Consider the following 22,086-nt stretch of genomic DNA (forward strand, 5'->3'; position numbering starts at 1 on the left):
GGGATTATTGGCAATTGCACAGAATTTAAGAAAGAAAGCGGCCTAAAAAGACCGCTTTTTAATCGTTTAAAACAAAATATTGAAATATTATGAACTTGTAGCTCACACAGAGGATAAACACTGACGAATTACTGTCAAACTAAAAAAGGCCGCCTCAATTATTTTGAGACGGCCTCCTTGTATTTTTTTTATAATTAGACAATAAATATTATTTTTTGTCTAAATCATTTAACCAATTCGTAACCTCTTCACGAGTCTTACCAGTTTTTTCTTGTAACCTTCCGTAAAGTTCGTCTTCTTTTCCCTCTACATATAAAAGATCATCATCTGTCAAGTCTGCATACTGTTGCTTTACTTTACCTTTTAAGATATTCCATTTGCCTTTCAAATCTAATGAATCCATAGTATTAAAGTTTTGTTTCATTAATAGAACATATAAAAGAATATATAGTTTACAATAAAATGTTACAAAATGTTAAATAATAATTTCTGCAACATCCTTGATGAGGCAAAAACGGCGGTGGATTTTCAAAATATAAAGATTTAATAATCTTTAAAACAGTTTAATACCACAACTATTAATCAATTAACTTTTCATAATAAATATTAGAAATAATACTCATTACTTTCCATTAGGGCATTGCGTATGAAGATTTACTTTTACCTGAAACCTTTTTACAAAAATGCCAAAAGAATGATTGAAGATGTAAAAAATTTTTCAAGCTGTCCAGTGATTCCCATATTTTTAAAAAATCTCAGGGTCAAATGCATTCAAAAACGGCTTGTTATAAATAAAAAACAACAGTATAATATATATACATAATTCTCTATATTTATAAAATTTAATTCGTTTCCAGAAATTCTATCTGCCTTATGAAGCCTTATATAATTTCGCTTTTAATAAGCGTACTTTCGACTATAACAATCTATGGTCAAGATATAGATTTATCATCCGATGAACTATTTTCTCGAGCGCGAAATGTTGCATTCGAATCCAAAGATTATCCGCAAGCAATCAACTTAATTAAATCGGCACTAAATAAATCTCCAGAATATACAGATTTGCACATTTTCTTAGGAAGGCTTTATACATGGAGTGATAAAATTGATTCAGCCAAATTAGTATTTGAAAATTTACAGGCAAAAAAAATCAAAGATGAAGATTTCTATCTAGCTTACGGCTACCTACTTTATTGGAACAACCAAAACGAAAAAGCGAAAATAATTATTGATGAAGGGCTATCCCAGCATCCTCAATCCGAAGACATACTCTTGTTGCATGCGAAATTTAATTATGGTATTAAAGCCTATCAAGAGGCAGGAGCATCCGTAAATCGTTTATTGAGTATTAATTCTAAAAATACAGAAGCTAACTCACTAGCTCAAAATTTGAAATCTTATACTGCAAAAAATGCAATCAGTATAAATTATGATTTCACACATTTTGATAAACAGTTTGCTGATAATTGGCATATTTTAGGTCTTAGCTATAGGAGGGCAACATCACTTGGTTCGGTAATATTTAAAACAAATTACGCTAATAAGTTCGCTGATAATGGGCTACAGTTTGAACTAGAAGCTTACCCAAGAATCAATAAAATTTTCTATTTATATTTAGGCGCAGGCTACTCTGATAACGTAGGAATTTTTCCCCGCTTTAGAACAGGAGCTTCTCTCTATGCTAATTTACCTAAAAGCTTCGAAGGTGAAATTGGATATAGACAATTGAACTTTTCAAATAACATATGGCTATACACCGTATCCATAGGAAAATATTACCAAAATTTATGGTTCAACTTAAGAACCTATCTTTCTCCTAATAAAACGAATATATCTCATTCCTATACTGGAACTGTACGATATTATTTGAAAGGAGCAGACGATTACTTTGGACTTCAAGTAGGTACAGGTATAAGTCCTGAAGAAAATCGAAACAACCTACTTGTCGAGGATTCTTTTAAGTTAAAAACTTATAAAGTTGGCGCCAACTACAACTTTTCCATTAAAAAGAGAAATTTAGTAAGTATTGCTGCCACTTATTTCAATCAGGAGTTTCAGGTTAGCCAAAAAGGTAATCAATATGATTTAAGTATTGGCTATAGTAGAGTCTTTTAATCAAGATCGTCTCCAGATTTTTACCATTTATCCGTTTTATAGTAGTAATGTTTCTGTCATGAGATTATTTCCAAAACCTAAAAATAAGCTTAAAAGAATTAAACAGCTGCATAATTATGAGTTAATTGGTATGGGTAAAGATCATGAATTTGATATATTCGCGCAATCTGCAACCGCATTAACCGGTTGTGCAGCCTCCCTTATTGCATTAATGGAAGAGGATATACAAAGGATTCAAAGCTGCATAGGGTTAGATATAAACACCCTAGAGAGAAAAGATACAATTTGTCAGTATACTATTAACGGGCAGCACGCTCTAGTTATACCAGACACTTCATTAGATTACAGAACGGTCGAGAATCCTTTAATAAAAGAAACAGGAATTAGATTTTATGCAGGTGTCCCTATAGTAGATCAAGAGGGTATAGCTTTAGGAACTATATGTGTTATGGACTATAAGCCTAAGGTTCTTGAAGAAAATCAAATCAAATCTCTAGAAGATCTTGCGTATGCATTGAGTCAAATATATACAAGAAAAAAAAAGGAATTAGAATCAGGGTATTACAAAAGTATCTATGAACAAACGCAGAATATGATTTGCGTTTTGGATAAAAATTTAAATATTAAACAGGCCAATCAGGTATTTGATAAATTATTTTTACAATCACAAAAAAAGTCTAATGAATTCAATTTCATTAAGCTTGTTAATTCCCAAAGTGAGGAACTAGAATTAGCCATAAATAAGAGTGAACTAAACGGAAAAAGCAACATTAAAAGCCAGAGTATAATAGCAAAAAAGAAATTGCTAATTGATTGGACATTTAAATATAATCATACCGTCAACGAAATATTTGTCTTCGGCAGAGATATAACAAAGGAAATACAAGAAAGAAAAAAATTAGAATCGTCAGAACGTAAATTCAGAAATTTTTTTGAGAATAGCATAGGACTCACATGCCTGCATGATTTAAATGGAAAAATTCTTAAAATCAATGAAAAAGGCAGTCAAATGCTGGGTTATAATTCGATTGAAGTTGAAGGTAAAAATATAGTTGATTTTGTACCAGAGGAGCGTAAAAAGCACATCGACGATTATTTAATTAAAATTAAAGAACAGAAGGAAATTTCCGGGGTTATTACTTTAATCGCAAAAAATGGTAACCTACTTTATTTTTTGTATCATAATATACTTGAATGCGATACCGAGGATTTCCCTTATGTAGCGAGCACCTCATTAAATATTACAAATCATAGGAAGGTTGAGCTAGATTTAAGAAGAACTAAAGAGTTATTAGAACAAACAAATACTGTAGCTCAAGTTGGTGGCTGGGAAATCGATATTGATAAAGAAAAAATAAAATTCTCTGATACGGGAAAGACTTTTTTTAACCTTAAAAAAGACTGTATATCTACCCTAAAAGAATTTGAAAATCTTTTTGATAACGAGTTTAAACGCACTTTGCGTAAAGCTTTAATTAAAGCTAAAAAAGACATACAAAGCTTTGATATTCAGCTAAAAATTAAGCAAGATGAAGCTGAATCGGTATGGGTTAGACTTAAAGGAGTACCCGAATGCACCCAAGGTAAATGCGCGCGCATATTTGGGATAATTCAAAATATTGATAAAAGTAAAAGGCTATACCTGGAATTAGAAAGGAAAGAAGCAATGCTCCGCGCATTTATAGAATTCGTACATGCTTCGGTTGCCATGTTTAATAACAATTTTGATTTTTTACATTATAGTAACCAATGGTATGATGAGTTCGGAATAAATCTAAAAAGCATTAAGAATAAAAATCTCTTTTCTCTTTTTCCAAATATTCCGAAAGAACGTAGACAAATATACTATAATGCTTTACAAGGTATCACCTATAAAAATTCAAATGAAAAAATACAATTCAACGAAGGGGAAGATCCGAAATATTTGAATTGGGAGGTAAGACCGTGGTATATTTCCAAAAATATTATAGGCGGAATCATAGTTTTTGCCCAAAACATCACCTCTTATATCAAAATTAACAAAGAGTTGATTGTAGCAAAAAAATCGGCCGAATTAGCCAATAGCGCAAAATCGGAGTTCTTAGCGAATATGAGTCATGAAATTCGAACTCCCCTTAATGGAATTATTGGGTTTTCAGAATTATTAATGAATACTGTAATTAATACTAATCAACTTCAGTATCTAAAATATATTCACGAGTCGGGAACTAGTTTATTGCATATAATTAATGATATACTTGATTTTTCCAAAATCGAAGCAGGTAAATGGGAATTATTTATCGAAGAGGCCAATATTTATGAATTAACAAGCCAGGTCGTAGGTGCAGTAGTAATACAAGCGCAAAAGAAAAATATCGAGCTCATTTTGGATGTTGATCCAGCACTACCAATAAACATATTCTATGATCACGATAGATTAAAACAAATTTTAATTAATCTGGTTGGAAACGCGGTAAAGTTTACTAATAAGGGTGAAGTATTAATAAAAGTATCGGTTTTAAAAAAGTTAAAAAATAAAATTCATTTACGGTTCTTCATAAAAGATACAGGCATTGGTATCGCGCCGCATCGTCAGGCGGGTGTTTTCAATGCTTTTGCGCAAGGTGATAATTCTATAAATAAAATTTATGGGGGAACAGGCTTAGGATTAACAATTTCTAATAATATACTTAAGTATATGAATACTAATCTAGTATTGGAAAGCAAAGTAGGAAAAGGTAGTGTTTTTTATTTTGACATTGAATTAGATTATAATCCTAACAATCAAACTCCAGAAATTGAAACCAATATACAGAAAGTTTTATTAATTGAGCAAAACGAAACCTTAAAAGAGGTAATAGCAAAGCTACTTGCATATAGAAATATTGATACCATAGTTTGCAGTGATTTTACTTCGGTTTGCATAACTCTAGAAAAAGGAATTAATTATGATGTTATATTAATAAACTACAATCAACTTAGCAGTGAGCAGAAGCAGAAATTAAATAAGCTCAAAAATAAAGTTTCTATTATAATAATGCACACTGTCTCTCTTGATGAGAATGAATTTAGTGAGTTAGATAGTTTTGAATATCATCGTTTAATTAAGCCTTTTACTCCAGAGGCTTTATACCAAGCTTTACATGAATTAAAAAGTAGCCAAGAAAATAAATACACACCCCAAATCAACAAAGAAAGTAATTATCTAATAAAAGCTTTACAAAATTTAACGCCTGTAATTCTTGTTGCCGATGATAATGAGATTAACATGGAACTCAATGTAAAATTCATTAATGAACTGGTTCCAAATTCAAAAATTTTAAAAGCATATGATGGTACGCAGGCTATTGATGCCTGTAAAAATTATGACGTTGATTTAGTATTTATGGATTTCCAAATGCCCATAATAGATGGTTTGCAAGCGGCAGAAATAATACGTCAACTTACAAAATATAAGACAAAGCCAATCATTGGAATTACAGCTGGAATAATATCTGGTCTGGAAAAACGCTCAGATCTAAACAATTTCACTAAAATAATTCAAAAACCTATTAAACTAAAAAATATCGAAAATATATTAATAAATTACTTAGATGCTGTTGATAAAGATCAAACGGCATTGGAAACATCGGATATAGGTTTTGATATAGATACTTTAAATCAAAATTTTAATGGTGATGATGATTTCAAATCTTTTTTCATGGATCTTGCAATTAAGGAGCTTAATAACACTATATCTATTTTAAAAAGTGCAAAAGAGAAAGTAAACACCGAGGAACTCAAAAAAAATCTTCATAAGCTCAAAGGCACTGCTTCGACTATAGGAATGACAACATTGGTTTCAAAGATCAAAAAGCATGAAAATATACTTTTTAATAATAATTTTGATGAAAATGTTTATGAAGAAATTATTACAGAGATAAACAAGAGCTTAGCAATACTTAAAGACATTTAAAATATTAAGATATGAAAATATTATTAGCAGAAGACGATGAACTAATTTTAAAAACTATTGAACATAAACTTAAGAATGAAGGATATGATATCATTCTATGTAGAAATGGCAAAGAAGCTATAGACCATATTGTCAGTGATCCACCTGACTTAGTGGTAACAGACATTATGATGCCATTTGCATCAGGTATTGAAATACTTTCTGCTATACAGCAGCATAATTTATCCATAAATGTGATCGTCTTATCCAGCTTGGGTCAAGAGGATGTCGTAGAAGATGCTTTTATACTAGGCGCATCAGATTTTATGGTCAAGCCTTTTAATCCCAATGAATTAGTCTTAAGAATTAAAAGACTATTACGTTTTAAGTAAAATGATAATTCTAAAAATCCAACTTTATAATCTGACTCTGGCATTAGTGGTACTCCTACTATTGGTTATATTACTTATAATAGGAGTTATCATTTATGGGTACCGAAATTATCAATTTATAAATAATGCACAGCTGTGGAAAAAGAGAATAGAAGAAAAAATTAGCTACTCCATATTTAATGGGACATATAACCTATTAAATGACACAGAAGTTTTATCGCTATTAGAAAACAAAAATTTTAAGAAAATTTTCATATCAGTTTTGATTGAATCGGATCAAAGGTTTGTAGGTGATGCGCACAAAACATTAAAAGAAATTTTTTATGGCCTTAAACTAGATGATTTAGCTTGGGAGAAACTAAAGAGCAGCAATAGTTATCAAAATGTACGTGGAATACAAGTAATGACTGCTATGAATAATCGTGATGCCATTGGTACAATTACGAACCTTTTGGATCATTATAATCCTTACGTATATTCAGAAGCACAGTATAGCATAGTACGTTTTAACGGATTTCAAGGTCTCTCATTTTTGCAATCTTTGGAAAAGCCATTATCAGAATGGCAACAAATGCGATTATTACAAGCGCTACATAATGTAGCAGAATCTGATTTTCATGTTGTATCAAAATGGTTAATCAGCACCAACTTATCGGTCATTGATTTCGCCTTAGCTTTTATACGAAAGTTTAGAATTCATACCGCCCATTATAGTATTGTCGGCTTGCTGAATCACAACTCAACGGATATTAGAGTTAGTGCAATTAAAACGCTCCAAACTATTGAAAATCAAGAAACATTAAGCATACTTATAAACAGCTACCCTCTTCAGAACGAAAAAGTGAAAGTTCAAATTATAAAGTTTATAGATCGCTCAGGGAATAGTACGCAAATTTCATTTCTTCATTCAGTATTAGAAAATGAAAGTGATATCCATATCTACATAAATACTGTCAAATTATTGAAAAAATTGAATGAACAGGAGTATCTTACGAAGAAAATAACAGACGTCAATCTTGCGCCCGAATATAGACAGGTGTTGCAAAATGCTTTATCAAAATAATTATGATAGATTATTCACATTTTATATATGAAATCGTAGTATGGCTATTTCTATTATATTCAATCGTCATATTCTTAATATATTCTTGGGTAGGAATTTATGCTTTTGGGGCACTAAAAAAATATACAGACCTTAATCAATATACCGACTATAAATTAATAGCAAGTAATCCTAACGCACCAGCTTTTAGTATAATAGCTCCCGCATATAATGAAGGCCTAACAATTGTTGATAATGTAAGATCACTGCTTTCATTATACTATAGTAATTTGGAAATAATTATAGTAAACGATGGCAGTAAAGATGATTCAATTGATAAATTAGTTAAATCTTACAACTTAGAGCTAATTCCCTTTGACGTAGTTCAAGTAATACCTACAAAAGAAATAAAAGGGATTTATAAAAGTAAAAATCCCGCATTTAAAAAACTCATAGTTGTAGATAAATACAACGGAGGTAAAGCGGATGCTTTAAATGTTGGTATAAATGTATCCAGTGGAAAATATATTGTTTGTATTGATGTGGATTGCATTTTAGAGCAAGATGCACTACTAAAATTAGCTAAGCCATTCATGGATCAAACCGATGAGCGTGTTATAGCTTGTGGTGGAGTTATCCGTCTAGCAAACAACTGTAAAATTGTAGACGGAAAAGTTGTAGAAGTTAATCTACCTAAAAAATGGCTAGGAAGATTCCAAGCCTTAGAATATATACGTGCTTTCGTGCTGGGGAGAATGGCTTGGTCAAGAGCATCTGGTCTTATTTTAATTTCTGGTGCTTTTGGTGCCTTTGATAAAGAATTAGTATTGAAATGTGGTGGATATGATCCCAAGACAGTTGGTGAGGATATGGAACTTGTAGTTAGAATGAGACGCTATATGGAAGAGCAAAAGCAAAAGTACAAAGTTCTTAACATATCGGACCCACTATGCTGGACGGAAGTACCAGAATCAACTGATATTTTAAAAAAGCAGCGAAATCGATGGATGAGGGGAACTATAGAAACCCTATGGAAACATCGCAAACTTATGTTTAACCCCTCATATGGTCGCTTAGGTATGATAAGTATGCCATATTGGTTCTTTTTTGAATTTTTAGGTCCTTTAGTTGAATTTCTAGGTTATTGTATTTTTATTTTATTCTTAGTATTTGGAATTATAAATTGGCCCTTCTTTTTCACACTATTCATATTAGTTATAGCCTCGGGAATACTATATTCAATTTATGCTATATTACTGGATCTGATGTCTCACCAAGTTTATACAAAGAGAAAAGACCTATTGACATTAATTGGCACTGCAATACTTGAACCATTCTTTTTTCATGGAAGAGTTGTCATGGCTGGCGTATCGGGATTAAGAGACTATTTTCGAAAACAGCACAGCTGGGGTGAGATGACTAGACAGGGATTTCAACAGTCTAATGAAAATGAAAGTATATGGATTCAAATTAAAATAACAGCTATATGGGCATTAAGAAATTATGCGCCTATTGCATTCGTTTTTTTAATTCTCTATATGGCCAACGTGGGGCTTGAGGCTTACTGGTATAACACCAAATTTGATAATCAAATTTATTCAGCAATATATTTTAATCTTTTCATTGATAACCTGGTTTTTGTAATACAATTAGTTGCAGCTTTTAGTATTTTGTATTTATTATTGTTATATCTAGGTTTTAGGTATATAAACACTTTGATAATAGCGATATTTTCCATTTTCATTGTAATACAAGTAATACTTTTCCTTTATTTTTCAGAATCACAAAACTTACTGGGAGCTGACATTTTTTTTTATAGTTATGACGAATTGAAACAGATTCTTAAAAGTAGTGGAATGTTAAATCTAAAAAACATTGCCCTGCTTTTACTAGTTATACTATTTGCGGTAATCCCATTATTTTTTGTAAGCCGCTATAAATTCAATACACCTTATGCTGGGGCTATTCTTACAGTGACGGGCTTAATATTAGTTTTCTTACCTTTTAAATTCACCAAAAATATTGAAAATAGAAATGAATTTTACGCTCATGCATCAGTAAGCAAATGGAAATACTTTTTGGAGTCTAATTTTTTCAATTACGTGGAAGAAAATTTCCCTTGGGCTAATAAAATGAATGTAGTAGGTAAACAAAATATTAATAATTTGGAACCATATCCATTTTTAAGGAAAGAAGATACTAAAGACTTTTTAGGAAATTATTTAGCAGCCTCGGAATCAACGCCAAATTTAGTAATTCTTATATTGGAGGGGTTGGGGCACGCCTATAGTTCATCAAATGGATATATAGGGAATTTTACCCCTTTTTTAAATTCGTTGAAAGAAAAATCTCTTTACTGGGAGAATTGCTTAAGCTCTTCGGGAAGAACTTTTGCAGTACTTCCAAGTATTCTCGGTTCACTACCCTTTGCAAAAAATGGATTTTTAGAATTAGACACATATCCTGTTCACTTCAATCTACAGAATATTTTTAAATATAATGGATTTCAAACCAGTTTTTATTACGGTGGAGATGCTTCCTTTGATAACATGAAGAAGTACATGCAGCACAACAACATAGATAACTTAATGGATATAAAAACTTTTAAGGAGCCTTATAAAAAACTTCCTTCACTAAATGGAGAAAGTTGGGGATATGAAGACCAAGCGGTTCTAAATAAAATGCTGGTTTCTACTCCACAGAGTTCATCTTACTTTAATCTGTTGCTTACGCTATCCACACACAGCCCGTTTTTGATTAATAATCAAGAGTATTTTGAAAAACTAGTAGAAAATCAGATCAAAATACTAGACTTAAAACCAGACAATATTAAACTGGCTAAATCTTATAAAAAGCAACTCGCATCAGTAATGAATGTAGATGAAGCTTTAAAAAGCTTTTTTGAAGAGTATAAAAAACGTTCAGATTTTGCAAATACCATCTTCATTATTACAGGAGACCATAGTATGCCAGAGATTAATCTGCAAGACAAAATAGATAGGTATCATGTTCCATTAATTATTTATTCACCTTTGCTAAAATCTTCCGCTACATTCAATCAAGTTGTGAGTCATTTTGATATCGCGCCAACGTTACTTGCATTTTATCGAAATAATTATGCTTTCAAAACGCCAAATCAAGTCACCTGGATTGGGAAAGGTCTAGAGACTGGAGCAGCACCAAATAGTAACGGTATTCCAATAATGCAAAGTAAAACCCAGCAGCAAGATTTTGTATATGCCAATTACCACATGGTGGAAGGAAAGGTATTTAACTTGAACACGAATTTAACTGAAGAAAAAAATGAAATTAAGTCAGTAGCAAAACTCTTATCAAATAAGTTTGATGAGTACAAGGCAAAAAATGAAAAGTTGATTTCAACGAACTTTCTCATACCAGATTCCCTCTATAATAATTTTTTTAATGCTACCAAGGATATAAATTAGTCAATTTGTAGTATCGAATCCAATTGAGAAAATCAAAGTAATGTATTTAACAAGAGCATTTATAAGACTTTTTATAGCTGGTTTAATTATATCCACTTTCAATCAATGTGTAGTGAGAAAAGTAAATATTAACACCCCAAAAGAACGTCAAATCATTTTTTCTGGACATAAGTGGTTAGTACGTAATACCGGGGCTAATATAGTTGGTCCCGGACCAAATTTATTTAGCAACTCAAAAGAAAATGTTTGGGTAGATAAAACAGGTAAACTACATCTACGCATAATAAATAGAAAAGGTCTTTGGTATTGTTCAGAGATTACATTGGATCAGAAGGTAGGACATGGGAAGTACATTTTTTACATTAGTTCCTCTTTATCATCTTTAGATGAGAATGCCGTAGCGGGGCTATTTACCTATTTAAATGACAATCAAGAAATTGATATTGAATTTTCGAAATGGTCAGATGTTACTAACCAGAATACTCAATTTGTGGTGCAACCCCACGATAATCCTGAAAATATTTTCCGATTTAATATAGATGATTATCCAGAACGCACCGTGCATAGCTTCGAATGGAAAGAAGAAAGCATTTCTTTTGAAAGTATTCGGGAAACTCATCCACAAGTACAAACAATAGCTAAATGGACATATAAAGGAAACAATATTCCCAAACAAAGTGAAGAAAGGTTAAAAATAAACTTGTGGCTCTTTCAAGGTAAAAGCCCCATTTCTAATAATATTAATGAGCTTATAATAGACAGCGTCAAATACATTCCCTTTAATGAAATTTCGTACAGATGATCCTCTGCCTCTGCAATCACATCTGAGTTAACTAAAATAGGCAGGTGACTAATGTGAACTACCCATTTGCTAAAGACAAATGGGCTTCGGGCTTCACAGACTTGTGCTTTGTTGCCAAAGTCTTATTTGAGTCTCCGCACGTGTAATCGCCAGTTCCTGACGATATTATTTTTAATCCTTCTTTCAGAATGTTTTTTGCAGCGTTTAAATCACGGTCTAAAACGTGTCCATTTTCGCAAGTCCATTCTCTTATTGAAAGATTTAAGTCTTGATTTATCCAACCGCACTCACAGCAGGTTTTACTTGATGGATAGAAGCGATTGATTTTTACAATCTGTTTATCGTTCCAATCAGCCTTGTATTCAAGCAACCTAACGAAAGTTCCCCAACTTGCATCAGAAATATGTTTTGAAAGTTTATGGTTTTTGACCATACCTTTCACATTCAAATCTTCTAATGCAATTATATCGTAGTTAGAAACTAATTGGTGCGATACCTTATGTAAGGTATCCATTCGTGAGTTGGTTATCTTCTGGTGAAGTCTTGCTGTTTTCCGTCTTTGTCTTTCAAACGAATTACTGCCTTTTGTCTTACGAGAAAGATGTTTTTGGGCTTTCGCTAATTCTTTTTCATATTGTTTGGTGTATTTGTTGTTCTTGAATTTGACACCATCAGAAGTAATAGCAAAGTCTTTTAAACCTAAATCTATTCCACAAAAAGCACCAGTCTTTTCTTTTACTTGATATTGTTCTTCTGATAGTATTCGTGAGTATATTCTCAATCAGGGTTAGTCGCTTACATCCCACAGGATAAAGACCTGTGGGTTTTACGCTCCGTTTTATAAAACTTTAACATTCGCTTCTCCCAATTCGTATCTTTAATCTTATTTAGGAAAATTCTATATCCAGAATTCACTTCTAGAAGTTTTTCAATTTTATGAATATCATTTGGTATATGAACTGCTTTACCCTCCTTGTCATCCAAATGAAATGCATGTTCCTGAGCAATCCTTTCATCGGTATAGGCCGAGATTAAAAACCCTTTGCCATTGTCAATAGAGGGTCATTGGATCCTTTGCAGAACATAATCCTTATACCCCCGCTCCACCAAATCCTGAAAAAGCTGAATATTAACCTACTCAAAAGGTATATACATCATAATATCCTAATTTACAAAACCTTATATATATTATAAGCATATCCAATATTAGTGTGAATCTACTGGAGAACCAGCTATCATACATAAAGGATTTAAAAAATAGACTAATAGGATTGTCTTAAAAGCAAAAGACACGCCCTTGGATGCTGTACTGATTGGTAGCGTGGCGTGTACTGTTAGTTCAAGGTAAATCTTTTGTTAATCATTACAAAGATTATTAAGAAATATTTATTTAGTTTTTTGCATAGCATAGCATTCTATCGGAAGTTATCTGCTAATATTTTTAATTAAAAATGAATACCAGGGTAGGGAGCCCTGGTATCATTATAAAACAATATTACCAATTATTGCTGTAGAGAATTAAATTAATTATTAAAAAAATGTAAGCGTCTTATTTTTCGCTTTTATTTATTTTGAATTTCCTTCCTTATTAATATGTTATTATGTATATGAAGGATCATCAATCAGACATAAGATATGACCAAACGGATCGCGAACCCGAGCAATCATTATTTGACCACCTAATACAAAAGGTTTTTGTACTACATTAGCTCCCATTGAAATTAGCCGATTAAATATTGTTGATATATCCTTTACGCCTACATATGCCATGTTCGTCCGCGGTTTTTCTAAAACCTCATCTTTTTCAGGGTAAAGCGCCAACTCATATCCCCCCAATGTAAAACAGGTATAATCTGGCTCCGTAATATATGCAGGAGAATTAAAAGCTACTTCAAACCATTTGACTGCTTCCTTAAATTCTCGATCGTCATTTGTTTTAATTCTTAGCTTGATCATAATTCATCAAGATTTAATACTAACCATCAATACCCCATATATCCAGAAGGACAACAAATGGTTAATTTGTAAATACAATTACCATGCTATTAACAATCTTGTTGATTCATAAAATCCAAAACAAAAACCATAAGGTAATTCGTTTTAGTAATACTCATTACATGTCTCAATAAATATTTAACTTATTAAATAATGGGACCATTATAAGTATTTAAACGCACCATCTAAATTTTAAAATGATCCCAAATTAATTCCGCAATAATATTTATTTAGAACTAGCTATATTTAAATTTTTTTAACGTATTTTAGGTGTTGTCTTCTACCTAACATATATTTTAGTATTCATTTTTAAATATTGATCAAAGTTAAAACAGCATTTTTAATAAACCGGTGACATATTTATCTATTTATGAATTTTACTAACAAAACTTTCAAAGACTTTGAAAATATCCCAGAAATGGATATTAATGAGCGTTCAGAAATTTTTACGGAATACTTATCATATGTAAAATACGATGATCAACAAACCTATAGGGTAATTGCGACAAGTGGTTGCAATTCGAAAATTAAATTAAAAAGTCAATTTGGCGATGAATTTATTAGTTATGTTTCGAATGACTATTTAGGATTTACTCAGCATCCACAAGTAAAAAAAGCTGCCATAGAAGGCATATTAAAATATGGTACAGGAGCCGGCGCATCACCTTTAATCGGCGGTTTTTTTGATTATCATAACCTTTTGGAAGAAAAAATTGCTAGTTTCTTTGGCTATAGTAGTGATTCATCAGTAATATTTACCACAGGATATACGGCTAATAGCGCTTCACTTCAAGCTTTATTACAAAAAGAAGATGTAGCAATATTAGATAGTGGTGTACATACCTCTGTTCACGAAGGTTGCATCTTAACAAATAAAAAAACATTTCCGCATAATAACATTGAAGCACTAGAGAGAATTCTTCAACAATACCAAAATAAATTTAGAACAAAAATGGTAGTGGTTGATGGAATTTATTCTCAAGATGGCGATACGGCACCATTAAAAGAAATATTAACCTTATGTCGTAAATATGGGGCATACTTAATGGTTGACGATGCACACGGAATAGGCGTAACGGGCAATACAGGAAGAGGAGTATTGGAACGAGATAATATTATAAAAGAGGTTGATTTTATAACGGGAACCTTTAGTAAATCATTTGGTAATATTGGAGGTTTTGTAATCTGCAGCCCTAAAAACGCTAAATTTCTAAAGTTTCAGTCTAAACAACAAATTTTTTCAGCGACAGCTGGAGCATCTACTTTAGGCATAGTAAAGGCTATAGAATTAATAGATCAGGAACCTCAATGGTTAAAAAACCTTCAAGAAAATATTCGTTATTTTAATAATGGTCTTAAGAAGATTGGTATTGAGCTTGGAGAAAGAGAGTCTGCTATATTTCCTATAAAAATTGGTGATGACATAAAGACATTATATATCAGTAAAGAACTAATGAAAAAAGGTATATACACTAACCCAATTCTATATCCAGCGGTATCACGAGGAGATTCTCGTATTCGAATGAGCTTATCTGCTGTACATACTAAACAAGAAATGGATTATACTTTAAGTACGCTTTCAGAATTAATTTAAAATGAAAACTATATGCGAAAAATTGTTGATGGGGAGGTTCGTAATAAAGAACGAACAAAAGAAAAGCTTATTGAAGCTGTCGGAGAAATTCTAGTATCCGAAGGTTATACTAAGTTAGGAATAAACAATATCGCAAGAAAAGCTTTGGTAGATAAAAAGCTTATCTATCGTTATTTTGGAAGTCTCGATGAACTCTTAGCACAATATTTTCGTAAAAGGGATTTTTGGACCCAGCTCAGCGAAGGAACCTTTGAGAATATTGATTTATCTTTCCAAGATCATGGTAAACACCTTGCATCAGAATTTTTGATTCATCTATTTGATAATCTTTATAATCTCGAGGAGGCAAGAAAAATATTAACTTGGGAAATATCTGAAAAAAGCGATCATTTAAAGAGACTCAGTTTTGAAAGGGAACTTTTAGGGAAAGATATGTTTGCACAAACGGATGAATATTTTAAAAATAGTCATATCAACCTGAGAGCCTGCTATGCTATTCTTCTTTCAGGAGTATACTATCTTACACTTCATGCCAAATCCACTGGAGGAGATTTTTGTGAAATAAATATCAATACTCCAGATGGTCAAAAGGAAATAAAAAAAGCGCTTTTCGACATTATTGAATTGATTTTCAATACATCAAACAAAAAGTAACTTAGAGATAATAGCATAAAAGCTATTATCTCTTATCCACATACATATATAACCAATCCTAAACTCTAGAATATGCCTCTTGATCAAAATAAAATACACAGCCCTTATGATTCCTTAAGATAGTGGAAGGCCATTCTGTAGACAATTCACCTTTTAATGTTTGCTCTACAGCAAGTGACTTATGCATCCCTACGACCACACAAAATAAATATTTAGCTGAAAGCAAGGTCGGGATAGTAAGTGTAATGGCGGTTTTTGGCACATCTTCAATTCTACCAAAACAACCATCTATAACTTGCTGTTCCCTACAAGAAAAATCTAACTCTACTTCTTTTACTAAAACAGGATCATTAAAATCTGCAACAGGAGGATCATTAAAAGCTAAATGACCATTCTGGCCAATACCCAAGCATACAATATCAATGGGTTCGGCATTAATTAAATAAGAGATCCTTTCAATTTCCTTCTCAACACCTCGCGAAGGATCAATGAGATTTACTTCTTTGAAAGGAACCTTTGTAAATAATCTTTCATTCAAGAAAGAGGAAAATAATTCAGGAGACTCCTGATCGAGCCCTATATATTCATCCATATTAAATGCAACCACCTTTGACCAATCTATTTTATTGGAGTTCCTTAAATACTCTAACATATAATCCTGAGATGGTGCCGCTGCAAAAATAATCCGGATATCATCCTTATCTTTTTGCAATTCAACAATTTTTTCTTCTATATCTTTCCCTGCCTCATACCCAGCAAGTTTACTCGTTTGAAATACCTTAATATTATCTTCTACAATAAACATAATAAACCCCTATTCAAAGCTTCGCTTTGATTTCTATATAATAAAATTCATTTAATTTTTTAACCTTCGAACTTCACGCTATCAATAACGATTTCTTGTTCTTGCAACGTTTTAGGCATCTGTCCTCTAAATAACCATAGGTTGATTTTCAATCGTTCTTCTTTATCCATAGGGATATCTTCACCTGTATATTCCCATTTATGTAAAACATTCGTCCTGCCTTGTTTATAATATTCACTATGAAAAGATATTTTGTCCTTTTGCCAATTGAAACTATGTGTGGTAGGCCCTAAATCCCTTGGTATATCAAACCTTACTTTGTTTCCATTTTTATCCGAAGGCTGTACAGCAAACTGTGCATTCATATTATTATTAACGGACCATTTGGAAAATTCAATATCTATTTCTTCCGTATTGGTCAGATAAGTAAATAACCCTGCTACGACATTATCATCTAATTTGGAAACATCTGAGTTAATGAAAAACGTATACTTTCCATAACTCAGAGTATTTCTTAATGTTATACCAGAACAATACCATTGACCTCCCTTCTGTGTAATTTTCAGGTGTAACTTTCCCTGATTATCCACCCAAACATTTTCCTGAGAATCGGAAAATAAATTGGGTCCTGGCCCCTCTTTAGCCGATTTAGTTTTCCGTACAATCCAATCGTAGCCTGAAAATTTAATTATTCTCTCCGAGGGAGTAATAACTTGATTTTCTTCTGGAGTACTCCTCTTGTCACAATTGGTGAATAAGAGGAGTAGCAATACAGAAAGTGTTGTGTTTAATAAACTCATAAAACCCTTAGTTAGCAACAATTTTTAAGATTATATTCTCTAGAATTGCTCCCGCTCTATCTCTTGCCGTCAGTACAACATTATTTGTTCCTGTAGCATTGCCATCATGAATGAACACGATATTATTCAAATCAATATCCAACTGCGAGAATCTACTTCCTTGTTTCAAAACTTCTGCTCCTTTGACCAACCATCCAAAACTTGGCAGTTCTTCAATCGTATAAATTATATCAGCAGCTGTCGCTCCAGAAACGAGCAAATTCGCTTGATCCAATACTATGACTTCTCCTTTTGCCATGCTGATGTCCTTAACGTGCTCTAATTCTAGTTTGGAATTACCAGAAGCAAGCGTAGCTATAATCATTGGAGGAGCTAAAGTTGGATGTTCTTTCGAGGCAATTTCATCCGTTTCATCCGACCTATATTGTCCATCCAACATAAAAGAAACTAAAGAAGGTGGGTTTGCTGACTTGTAATAATCCGTAATATCGAAATTGAACTTAGTGGCTTTACTACTTTTTAATGTGGCAATTCGAGGTGTATTAGGAAATACAGCATTGTTAAATTTTAAAGACGATTCCGTCCAATCTGTGCTTGGTGTAACGTAAAGGTCAAAGTCCACCCCCTTACCATGTGAAAAGGATACAGAAAGTTGCATCTGCATATCTGTTACAACACCTTCTTTTTTGAAATCACTGAAATCAAACATTAAGAAACCTTTCCTATCATAATCCCCGTCGTTTGTTACATTCTTAATTTTAATCAATGTATTTGTTCCAAAATTCACTCCAGATTCTGCTCCTCCATTTACGTATGTATCATGTTTGGCAAAGATGGTATCTTGGACCAAGTCTGGATTTGGTAAATTCGTATCACCCGTTGGGGCTGAATAGTAAACAATATTGTTGACTACATGAATTACGCCATTATTTGCCACCAAATTTGATGTTCTAATTTGCCATTGGATTTTGGTTTTTTCATTTATTAATCCCACGAAAGTACTCGTGTGTGAAAGAAACATTTGCTGACCATTTTTAGTAGGATACGCTATCGGACGATTGCTGGCAAATAAATCAGGATCATTAAAATTCACTACATCCTCTACAATATGGTATTTCAATACATTTCTTAGAATTGGAAGTGGAATATCGCGTAGGCTTGCGTATTTATTTTCTTTAAGGTAAGTTCTGAAAGCTGCATTATTTGGAACAATAAATGTTAAGCCATCTTCAGTGTCGTATATCGAACTTAAGCCCGCAATTTCAATAGCTTCTTTCATCAAAGAAAGAGAATCTGTGGTGGAAATAAACTCTAATGTCGTCTGATTTAATTTTGAGTTATCCGGCGATGGTGTATATTCAAAATTGTCTTGTATTTCACAGCTTACCAAAAATCCTAAACTTGTTATCGATAATAACATTAGAAATCGATATGTTTTTATGATCTGTATCATAATAGTTCGTTTTATTAGGGTTGATAAAAATTATTTGTAAAACTCATTTTGCTCAAGATTCGGATTTCTGAGAATGGTGGTTTCAAAAATTGGCCACACTATATTTCTTTCATCCGATAATCCATTAATAGGTTTCATCGTAGGTATAGCCAGCCCTGTACGAACAAGGTCAAACCAACGATGTCCTTCGAAACTTAATTCTATAGAACGTTCATGCAAAATTGCACCTATTAAAGAGCCATATAGATTGTTTGCAGAGGATGCATCCATTATTTCCAAACCTGCACGACGACGTATCTGATTCAATAAAGTAAGGGCATCGTCATTCTGATTTAAATTGGCATGAGCTTCTGCTTTTAACAAAATAATATCCGATAATCTTGTTAATACAATATTATTGGACGAAGGGTCAGCACTTTCGTCATTGAAACCTTCGCCAAAAAATTTCCAAATTTTACGGGGCTGAGCTTGAGTTACATCATAAATTTTTTCTTTGCGCAGATCACCCTCTTCTATTGAAGCAATAAAGTTCGCGCTTGGCACATAATCACTATCTGAACCTAAAGCATAAAGTACGCGCAGCGCATTGGTCTGAGTTTCATTATATCCCACCTCAAAAATACTTTCTGCGGAACGACCCATAGTGAAAATATTATTCCAATCGCTGATAGACACCAGGGAATGCCTATTGCCTGTGATAATTTTATCAGCAGTTTCAATAGCTTTATCATATCTTTTTTGCCACATATACAGATGCGTTAGAAATGCTTGAGCTGCAGATTTGGTGAAAAGGACTTTATCCCTGTCCCCCGTATAATTATCAGCGCAATTTTCAGCAGCAAAAAGTAAATCTTCTTCTACTTGCTTTAACACATCGGCTGAGGGTGTTCTGGCAACGAAAATATCCTGTTCAACACTTTCATAAGGCTCAGTAATAAGTGGCACATCGCCCCAAATACGAGTTAAATAAAAGTATGCTAACCCACGTAAGCCTCTCGCCTGCCCCAAAAGCTGGTTTCGCAATGGACTATCCTCTGTTTGAAAAACAGTAGGAGTGTATTTTATAGCGTAATTAGCTCTGGAAATCAATGTATAGAAGTTGTCCCATTTGGCAGAATTAATTATCGGTGTTAGCGCATTTTGTTGCAAAGCGAAAGGATCACCAGAATGCCTTGTGGTCACATTGTCCGCCCTACCCTCTCCCCAATACGCAAAATTCAAACGCATGGTTGATTGCAAACTGTTATATATTCCGTTTACACCCGCTTGTGCATCACTAGCTTTCTTATAGAAACCTTGCCCCGAGAAGCTACTAATAGGATCTTTATCTAACAGAGATTCCGAACAACCATAGCTTAAAACACTAATTAACGCAGCGCCTAATATAGATTTTATAGTAATTTTCATAATTGTCAATTTTAAAGTCCTACAGATAAACCAAACATGAATGAACGATTCTGTGGGTAAGATCCTTCATCAACACCTACACGAAGACCTGAATAAGAATTCACATCTGGATCATATCCTGTATACTTTGTCCAGGTAATAAGATTAGTTGCTGTTACGAACATATCCAGTTTTCTCAACCCTATCTTATTTATCCATTGAGAATTAAACGTATAGCGAAGATTGACATTTTTAAGTTTCAGGTATGAGCCATCTTCCACCCATCTACTTTGCACTCTGCTGTCAGACTGCTTAGGATCGTTACGAATTAACCTAGGGAAATTTGTCACATCACCCTGCTCACGCCATCTGTTTAGTGCATCAGTAGAGAGGTTGTTATAACTTACTATAGAATTACGCTGGTGATTAAGTTCACTATAAATCTCATTTCCATATGAATATTGTAAGAACACATTTAATGAGAAATTTTTATACGAGAAGTCATTCGAAAATCCTCCAAAAAATTTAGGTTCAGCATAACCAATAATTTCTCGGTCATCCTGATTGATGATATTATCTCCATTCACATCTTTCCAAATAGGGTCTCCACCAACATATTTAGGTCCGTTTGCTCCATTAATCACGTTATTTACATTATCCTCATCACGGGCATACACACCTTGGAATCTCCATCCATAGAATACACCAATAGGCAAGCCTTCTTGCAAAATGTGATATGTTCCATTTTGAATAAATCCATTGGTCAACAATTCATTTGGAAGAGAAGTAACTTTATTACGATTAAAACTGATATTAAAATTAGAATTCCATTTAAAGGCATTCACTAAGTTTCGAGTCTGAAGACCAACTTCTAAACCTTTATTTTCTATGTTTCCAATATTTTGTGTTATAAACTCAAAACCTGTAGTATTAGGTATTGGAACATTATACAAAAGATCTCTTGTTTTCTTTAGGTAATAATCCGTAGTCAGGAGAATTCTATTATTCACAAATCCCAACTCCAATCCTAAGTTATATTGGGTAGTAGTTTCCCAAGTTAAGCTTGCATTAGGCATTACGGTAGGTGCAGCACCTGAAAAATCCAGGTAATTTGTACCTAATGTAAATTCACCTTGAGAAGTATAATCTCCAATAGCCTCATTACCTGTACTACCAACACTAAATCTTAACTTACCGTCACTAAGCCATCCCAATGATTTAATTCCCTCCTCCTCAACAAATCTCCAGCCCACTGAAGCTGACGGGAAGTATCCAAAACGCTTTTCTCTACCAAAACGTGAAGATCCATCAGAACGCATATTTAACTCCAACATGTATTTGCTCATGTAATTATACGTCAAACGGCCAAAATAGGACAACATAGCGTGTTCTGATCCGATATTCACCCCTTGATTGGAAATGACAGATGCAGCATTTAATGTTCTAATATCATCACTTGGAAAATACATACCATCTAAGCCTGTACGGTCATATCTCCAATTTTGGAAACTCATACCCAATACAGCACCGAAATTGTGCACATCATTCACAGATTTGTTATAAGTGAAATAACTCTCATTTCCCCACGTTAGGTTTGTTGTGCTACGAGTAGCTCCCGTATTATAACCTTCTCTATAGTCCAATATTGATGGCATAAACTCATCTTCTTTCATCGCGATGTAGTCTATG

General features: G+C 32.9%; 16 protein-coding genes. 8 read left to right on the forward strand and 8 right to left on the reverse strand.

Annotated elements, in window-relative coordinates:
* Positions 1-208: 208 nt before the first annotated feature.
* On the reverse strand, positions 209-403 hold the full coding sequence (locus G5B32_RS14785) for a CsbD family protein (RefSeq protein WP_149914557.1): 195 nt from the start codon (positions 401-403) through the stop codon (positions 209-211).
* Positions 404-873: 470 nt separating this feature from the next.
* On the opposite strand from G5B32_RS14785, the gene G5B32_RS14790 reads away from it, so the two are divergent.
* The 6 genes from G5B32_RS14790 to G5B32_RS14815 are packed head-to-tail and all read left to right on the forward strand — an operon-like array spanning position 874 to position 11,710.
* On the forward strand, positions 874-2,115 hold the full coding sequence (locus G5B32_RS14790) for a YaiO family outer membrane beta-barrel protein (protein ID WP_165292292.1): 1,242 nt from the start codon (positions 874-876) through the stop codon (positions 2,113-2,115).
* The gene (locus G5B32_RS14795; protein ID WP_165292293.1) at positions 2,093-6,049 is read left to right on the forward strand and encodes a PAS domain S-box protein; all 3,957 of its coding nucleotides are present in this window, start codon (positions 2,093-2,095) and stop codon (positions 6,047-6,049) included. Before G5B32_RS14790 ends, G5B32_RS14795 begins: the two co-directional genes overlap by 23 nt.
* A gap of 11 nt (positions 6,050-6,060) precedes the next feature.
* Positions 6,061-6,420, forward strand: a complete 360-nt coding sequence (locus tag G5B32_RS14800) for a response regulator transcription factor (RefSeq protein ID WP_149914554.1) — start codon at positions 6,061-6,063, stop codon at positions 6,418-6,420.
* A gap of 1 nt (position 6,421) precedes the next feature.
* Positions 6,422-7,483 carry a hypothetical protein gene (locus G5B32_RS14805; RefSeq protein WP_165292294.1) on the forward strand — a complete coding sequence of 354 codons (1,062 nt, stop codon included), beginning with the start codon at positions 6,422-6,424 and terminating at the stop codon, positions 7,481-7,483.
* A gap of 2 nt (positions 7,484-7,485) precedes the next feature.
* Complete coding sequence (locus G5B32_RS14810) at positions 7,486-10,908, forward strand: sulfatase-like hydrolase/transferase (RefSeq protein ID WP_165292295.1); 3,423 nt, start codon at positions 7,486-7,488, stop codon at positions 10,906-10,908.
* 40 nt (positions 10,909-10,948) lie between these two features.
* The gene (locus G5B32_RS14815) at positions 10,949-11,710 is read left to right on the forward strand and encodes a glycoside hydrolase family 16 protein (RefSeq protein WP_165292296.1); all 762 of its coding nucleotides are present in this window, start codon (positions 10,949-10,951) and stop codon (positions 11,708-11,710) included.
* Positions 11,711-11,768: 58 nt separating this feature from the next.
* On the opposite strand, the gene G5B32_RS14820 is transcribed toward G5B32_RS14815, so the two are convergent.
* Together G5B32_RS14820 and G5B32_RS14825 are read right to left on the reverse strand one after the other, a co-directional pair.
* Positions 11,769-12,491, reverse strand: coding sequence for an RNA-guided endonuclease TnpB family protein (locus tag G5B32_RS14820; protein WP_165292297.1), 723 nt, complete (start codon positions 12,489-12,491; stop codon positions 11,769-11,771).
* 818 nt (positions 12,492-13,309) lie between these two features.
* Positions 13,310-13,666, reverse strand: a complete 357-nt coding sequence (locus G5B32_RS14825; protein WP_165292298.1) for a VOC family protein — start codon at positions 13,664-13,666, stop codon at positions 13,310-13,312.
* A gap of 409 nt (positions 13,667-14,075) precedes the next feature.
* Between G5B32_RS14825 and G5B32_RS14830 the strand changes: the two genes are divergently transcribed.
* Positions 14,076-15,299 (forward strand): aminotransferase class I/II-fold pyridoxal phosphate-dependent enzyme, encoded by a 1,224-nt coding sequence (locus G5B32_RS14830; RefSeq protein ID WP_165292299.1) that lies wholly within the window; start codon positions 14,076-14,078, stop codon positions 15,297-15,299.
* Positions 15,300-15,311: 12 nt separating this feature from the next.
* The gene (locus G5B32_RS14835; RefSeq protein ID WP_165292300.1) at positions 15,312-15,953 is read left to right on the forward strand and encodes a TetR/AcrR family transcriptional regulator; all 642 of its coding nucleotides are present in this window, start codon (positions 15,312-15,314) and stop codon (positions 15,951-15,953) included.
* A 58-nt stretch (positions 15,954-16,011) separates the two neighbouring features.
* On the opposite strand, the gene G5B32_RS14840 is transcribed toward G5B32_RS14835, so the two are convergent.
* From G5B32_RS14840 to G5B32_RS14860, 5 genes are all read right to left on the reverse strand, one after another.
* Positions 16,012-16,758, reverse strand: coding sequence for a 6-phosphogluconolactonase (locus G5B32_RS14840; protein WP_165292301.1), 747 nt, complete (start codon positions 16,756-16,758; stop codon positions 16,012-16,014).
* A gap of 59 nt (positions 16,759-16,817) precedes the next feature.
* Positions 16,818-17,558, reverse strand: a complete 741-nt coding sequence (locus G5B32_RS14845) for a glycoside hydrolase family 16 protein (RefSeq protein WP_165292302.1) — start codon at positions 17,556-17,558, stop codon at positions 16,818-16,820.
* Between the two features lie 7 nt (positions 17,559-17,565).
* A complete protein-coding gene (locus tag G5B32_RS14850; RefSeq protein ID WP_165292303.1) occupies positions 17,566-19,011 on the reverse strand; it encodes a DNRLRE domain-containing protein in 1,446 nt (481 codons plus the stop codon).
* A 30-nt stretch (positions 19,012-19,041) separates the two neighbouring features.
* Positions 19,042-20,418: a RagB/SusD family nutrient uptake outer membrane protein gene (locus tag G5B32_RS14855; protein ID WP_165292304.1), complete on the reverse strand. Its 1,377-nt coding sequence runs from the start codon at positions 20,416-20,418 to the stop codon at positions 19,042-19,044.
* 11 nt (positions 20,419-20,429) lie between these two features.
* Positions 20,430-22,086 (reverse strand): SusC/RagA family TonB-linked outer membrane protein (locus tag G5B32_RS14860; RefSeq protein WP_165292305.1); only part of this gene is annotated, 1,657 nt, incomplete at its 5' end.

Origin of the sequence: Sphingobacterium sp. SGL-16 (assembly GCF_011043515.1) — a bacterium.
GTDB classification, from domain to species: Bacteria; Bacteroidota; Bacteroidia; order Sphingobacteriales; family Sphingobacteriaceae; genus Sphingobacterium; species Sphingobacterium litopenaei.

Coding starts and splice junctions, on each gene's coding strand:
- G5B32_RS14785 (WP_149914557.1), bottom strand. CDS start 403: ATGGATTCATTAGATTTGAAAGGCAAATGGAATATCTTAAAAGGTAAA.
- G5B32_RS14790 (WP_165292292.1), top strand. CDS start 874: ATGAAGCCTTATATAATTTCGCTTTTAATAAGCGTACTTTCGACTATA.
- G5B32_RS14800 (WP_149914554.1), top strand. CDS start 6,061: ATGAAAATATTATTAGCAGAAGACGATGAACTAATTTTAAAAACTATT.
- G5B32_RS14805 (WP_165292294.1), top strand. CDS start 6,422: ATGATAATTCTAAAAATCCAACTTTATAATCTGACTCTGGCATTAGTG.
- G5B32_RS14810 (WP_165292295.1), top strand. CDS start 7,486: ATGATAGATTATTCACATTTTATATATGAAATCGTAGTATGGCTATTT.
- G5B32_RS14815 (WP_165292296.1), top strand. CDS start 10,949: ATGTATTTAACAAGAGCATTTATAAGACTTTTTATAGCTGGTTTAATT.
- G5B32_RS14825 (WP_165292298.1), bottom strand. CDS start 13,666: ATGATCAAGCTAAGAATTAAAACAAATGACGATCGAGAATTTAAGGAA.
- G5B32_RS14830 (WP_165292299.1), top strand. CDS start 14,076: ATGAATTTTACTAACAAAACTTTCAAAGACTTTGAAAATATCCCAGAA.
- G5B32_RS14835 (WP_165292300.1), top strand. CDS start 15,312: ATGCGAAAAATTGTTGATGGGGAGGTTCGTAATAAAGAACGAACAAAA.
- G5B32_RS14840 (WP_165292301.1), bottom strand. CDS start 16,758: ATGTTTATTGTAGAAGATAATATTAAGGTATTTCAAACGAGTAAACTT.
- G5B32_RS14845 (WP_165292302.1), bottom strand. CDS start 17,558: ATGAGTTTATTAAACACAACACTTTCTGTATTGCTACTCCTCTTATTC.
- G5B32_RS14850 (WP_165292303.1), bottom strand. CDS start 19,011: ATGATACAGATCATAAAAACATATCGATTTCTAATGTTATTATCGATA.
- G5B32_RS14855 (WP_165292304.1), bottom strand. CDS start 20,418: ATGAAAATTACTATAAAATCTATATTAGGCGCTGCGTTAATTAGTGTT.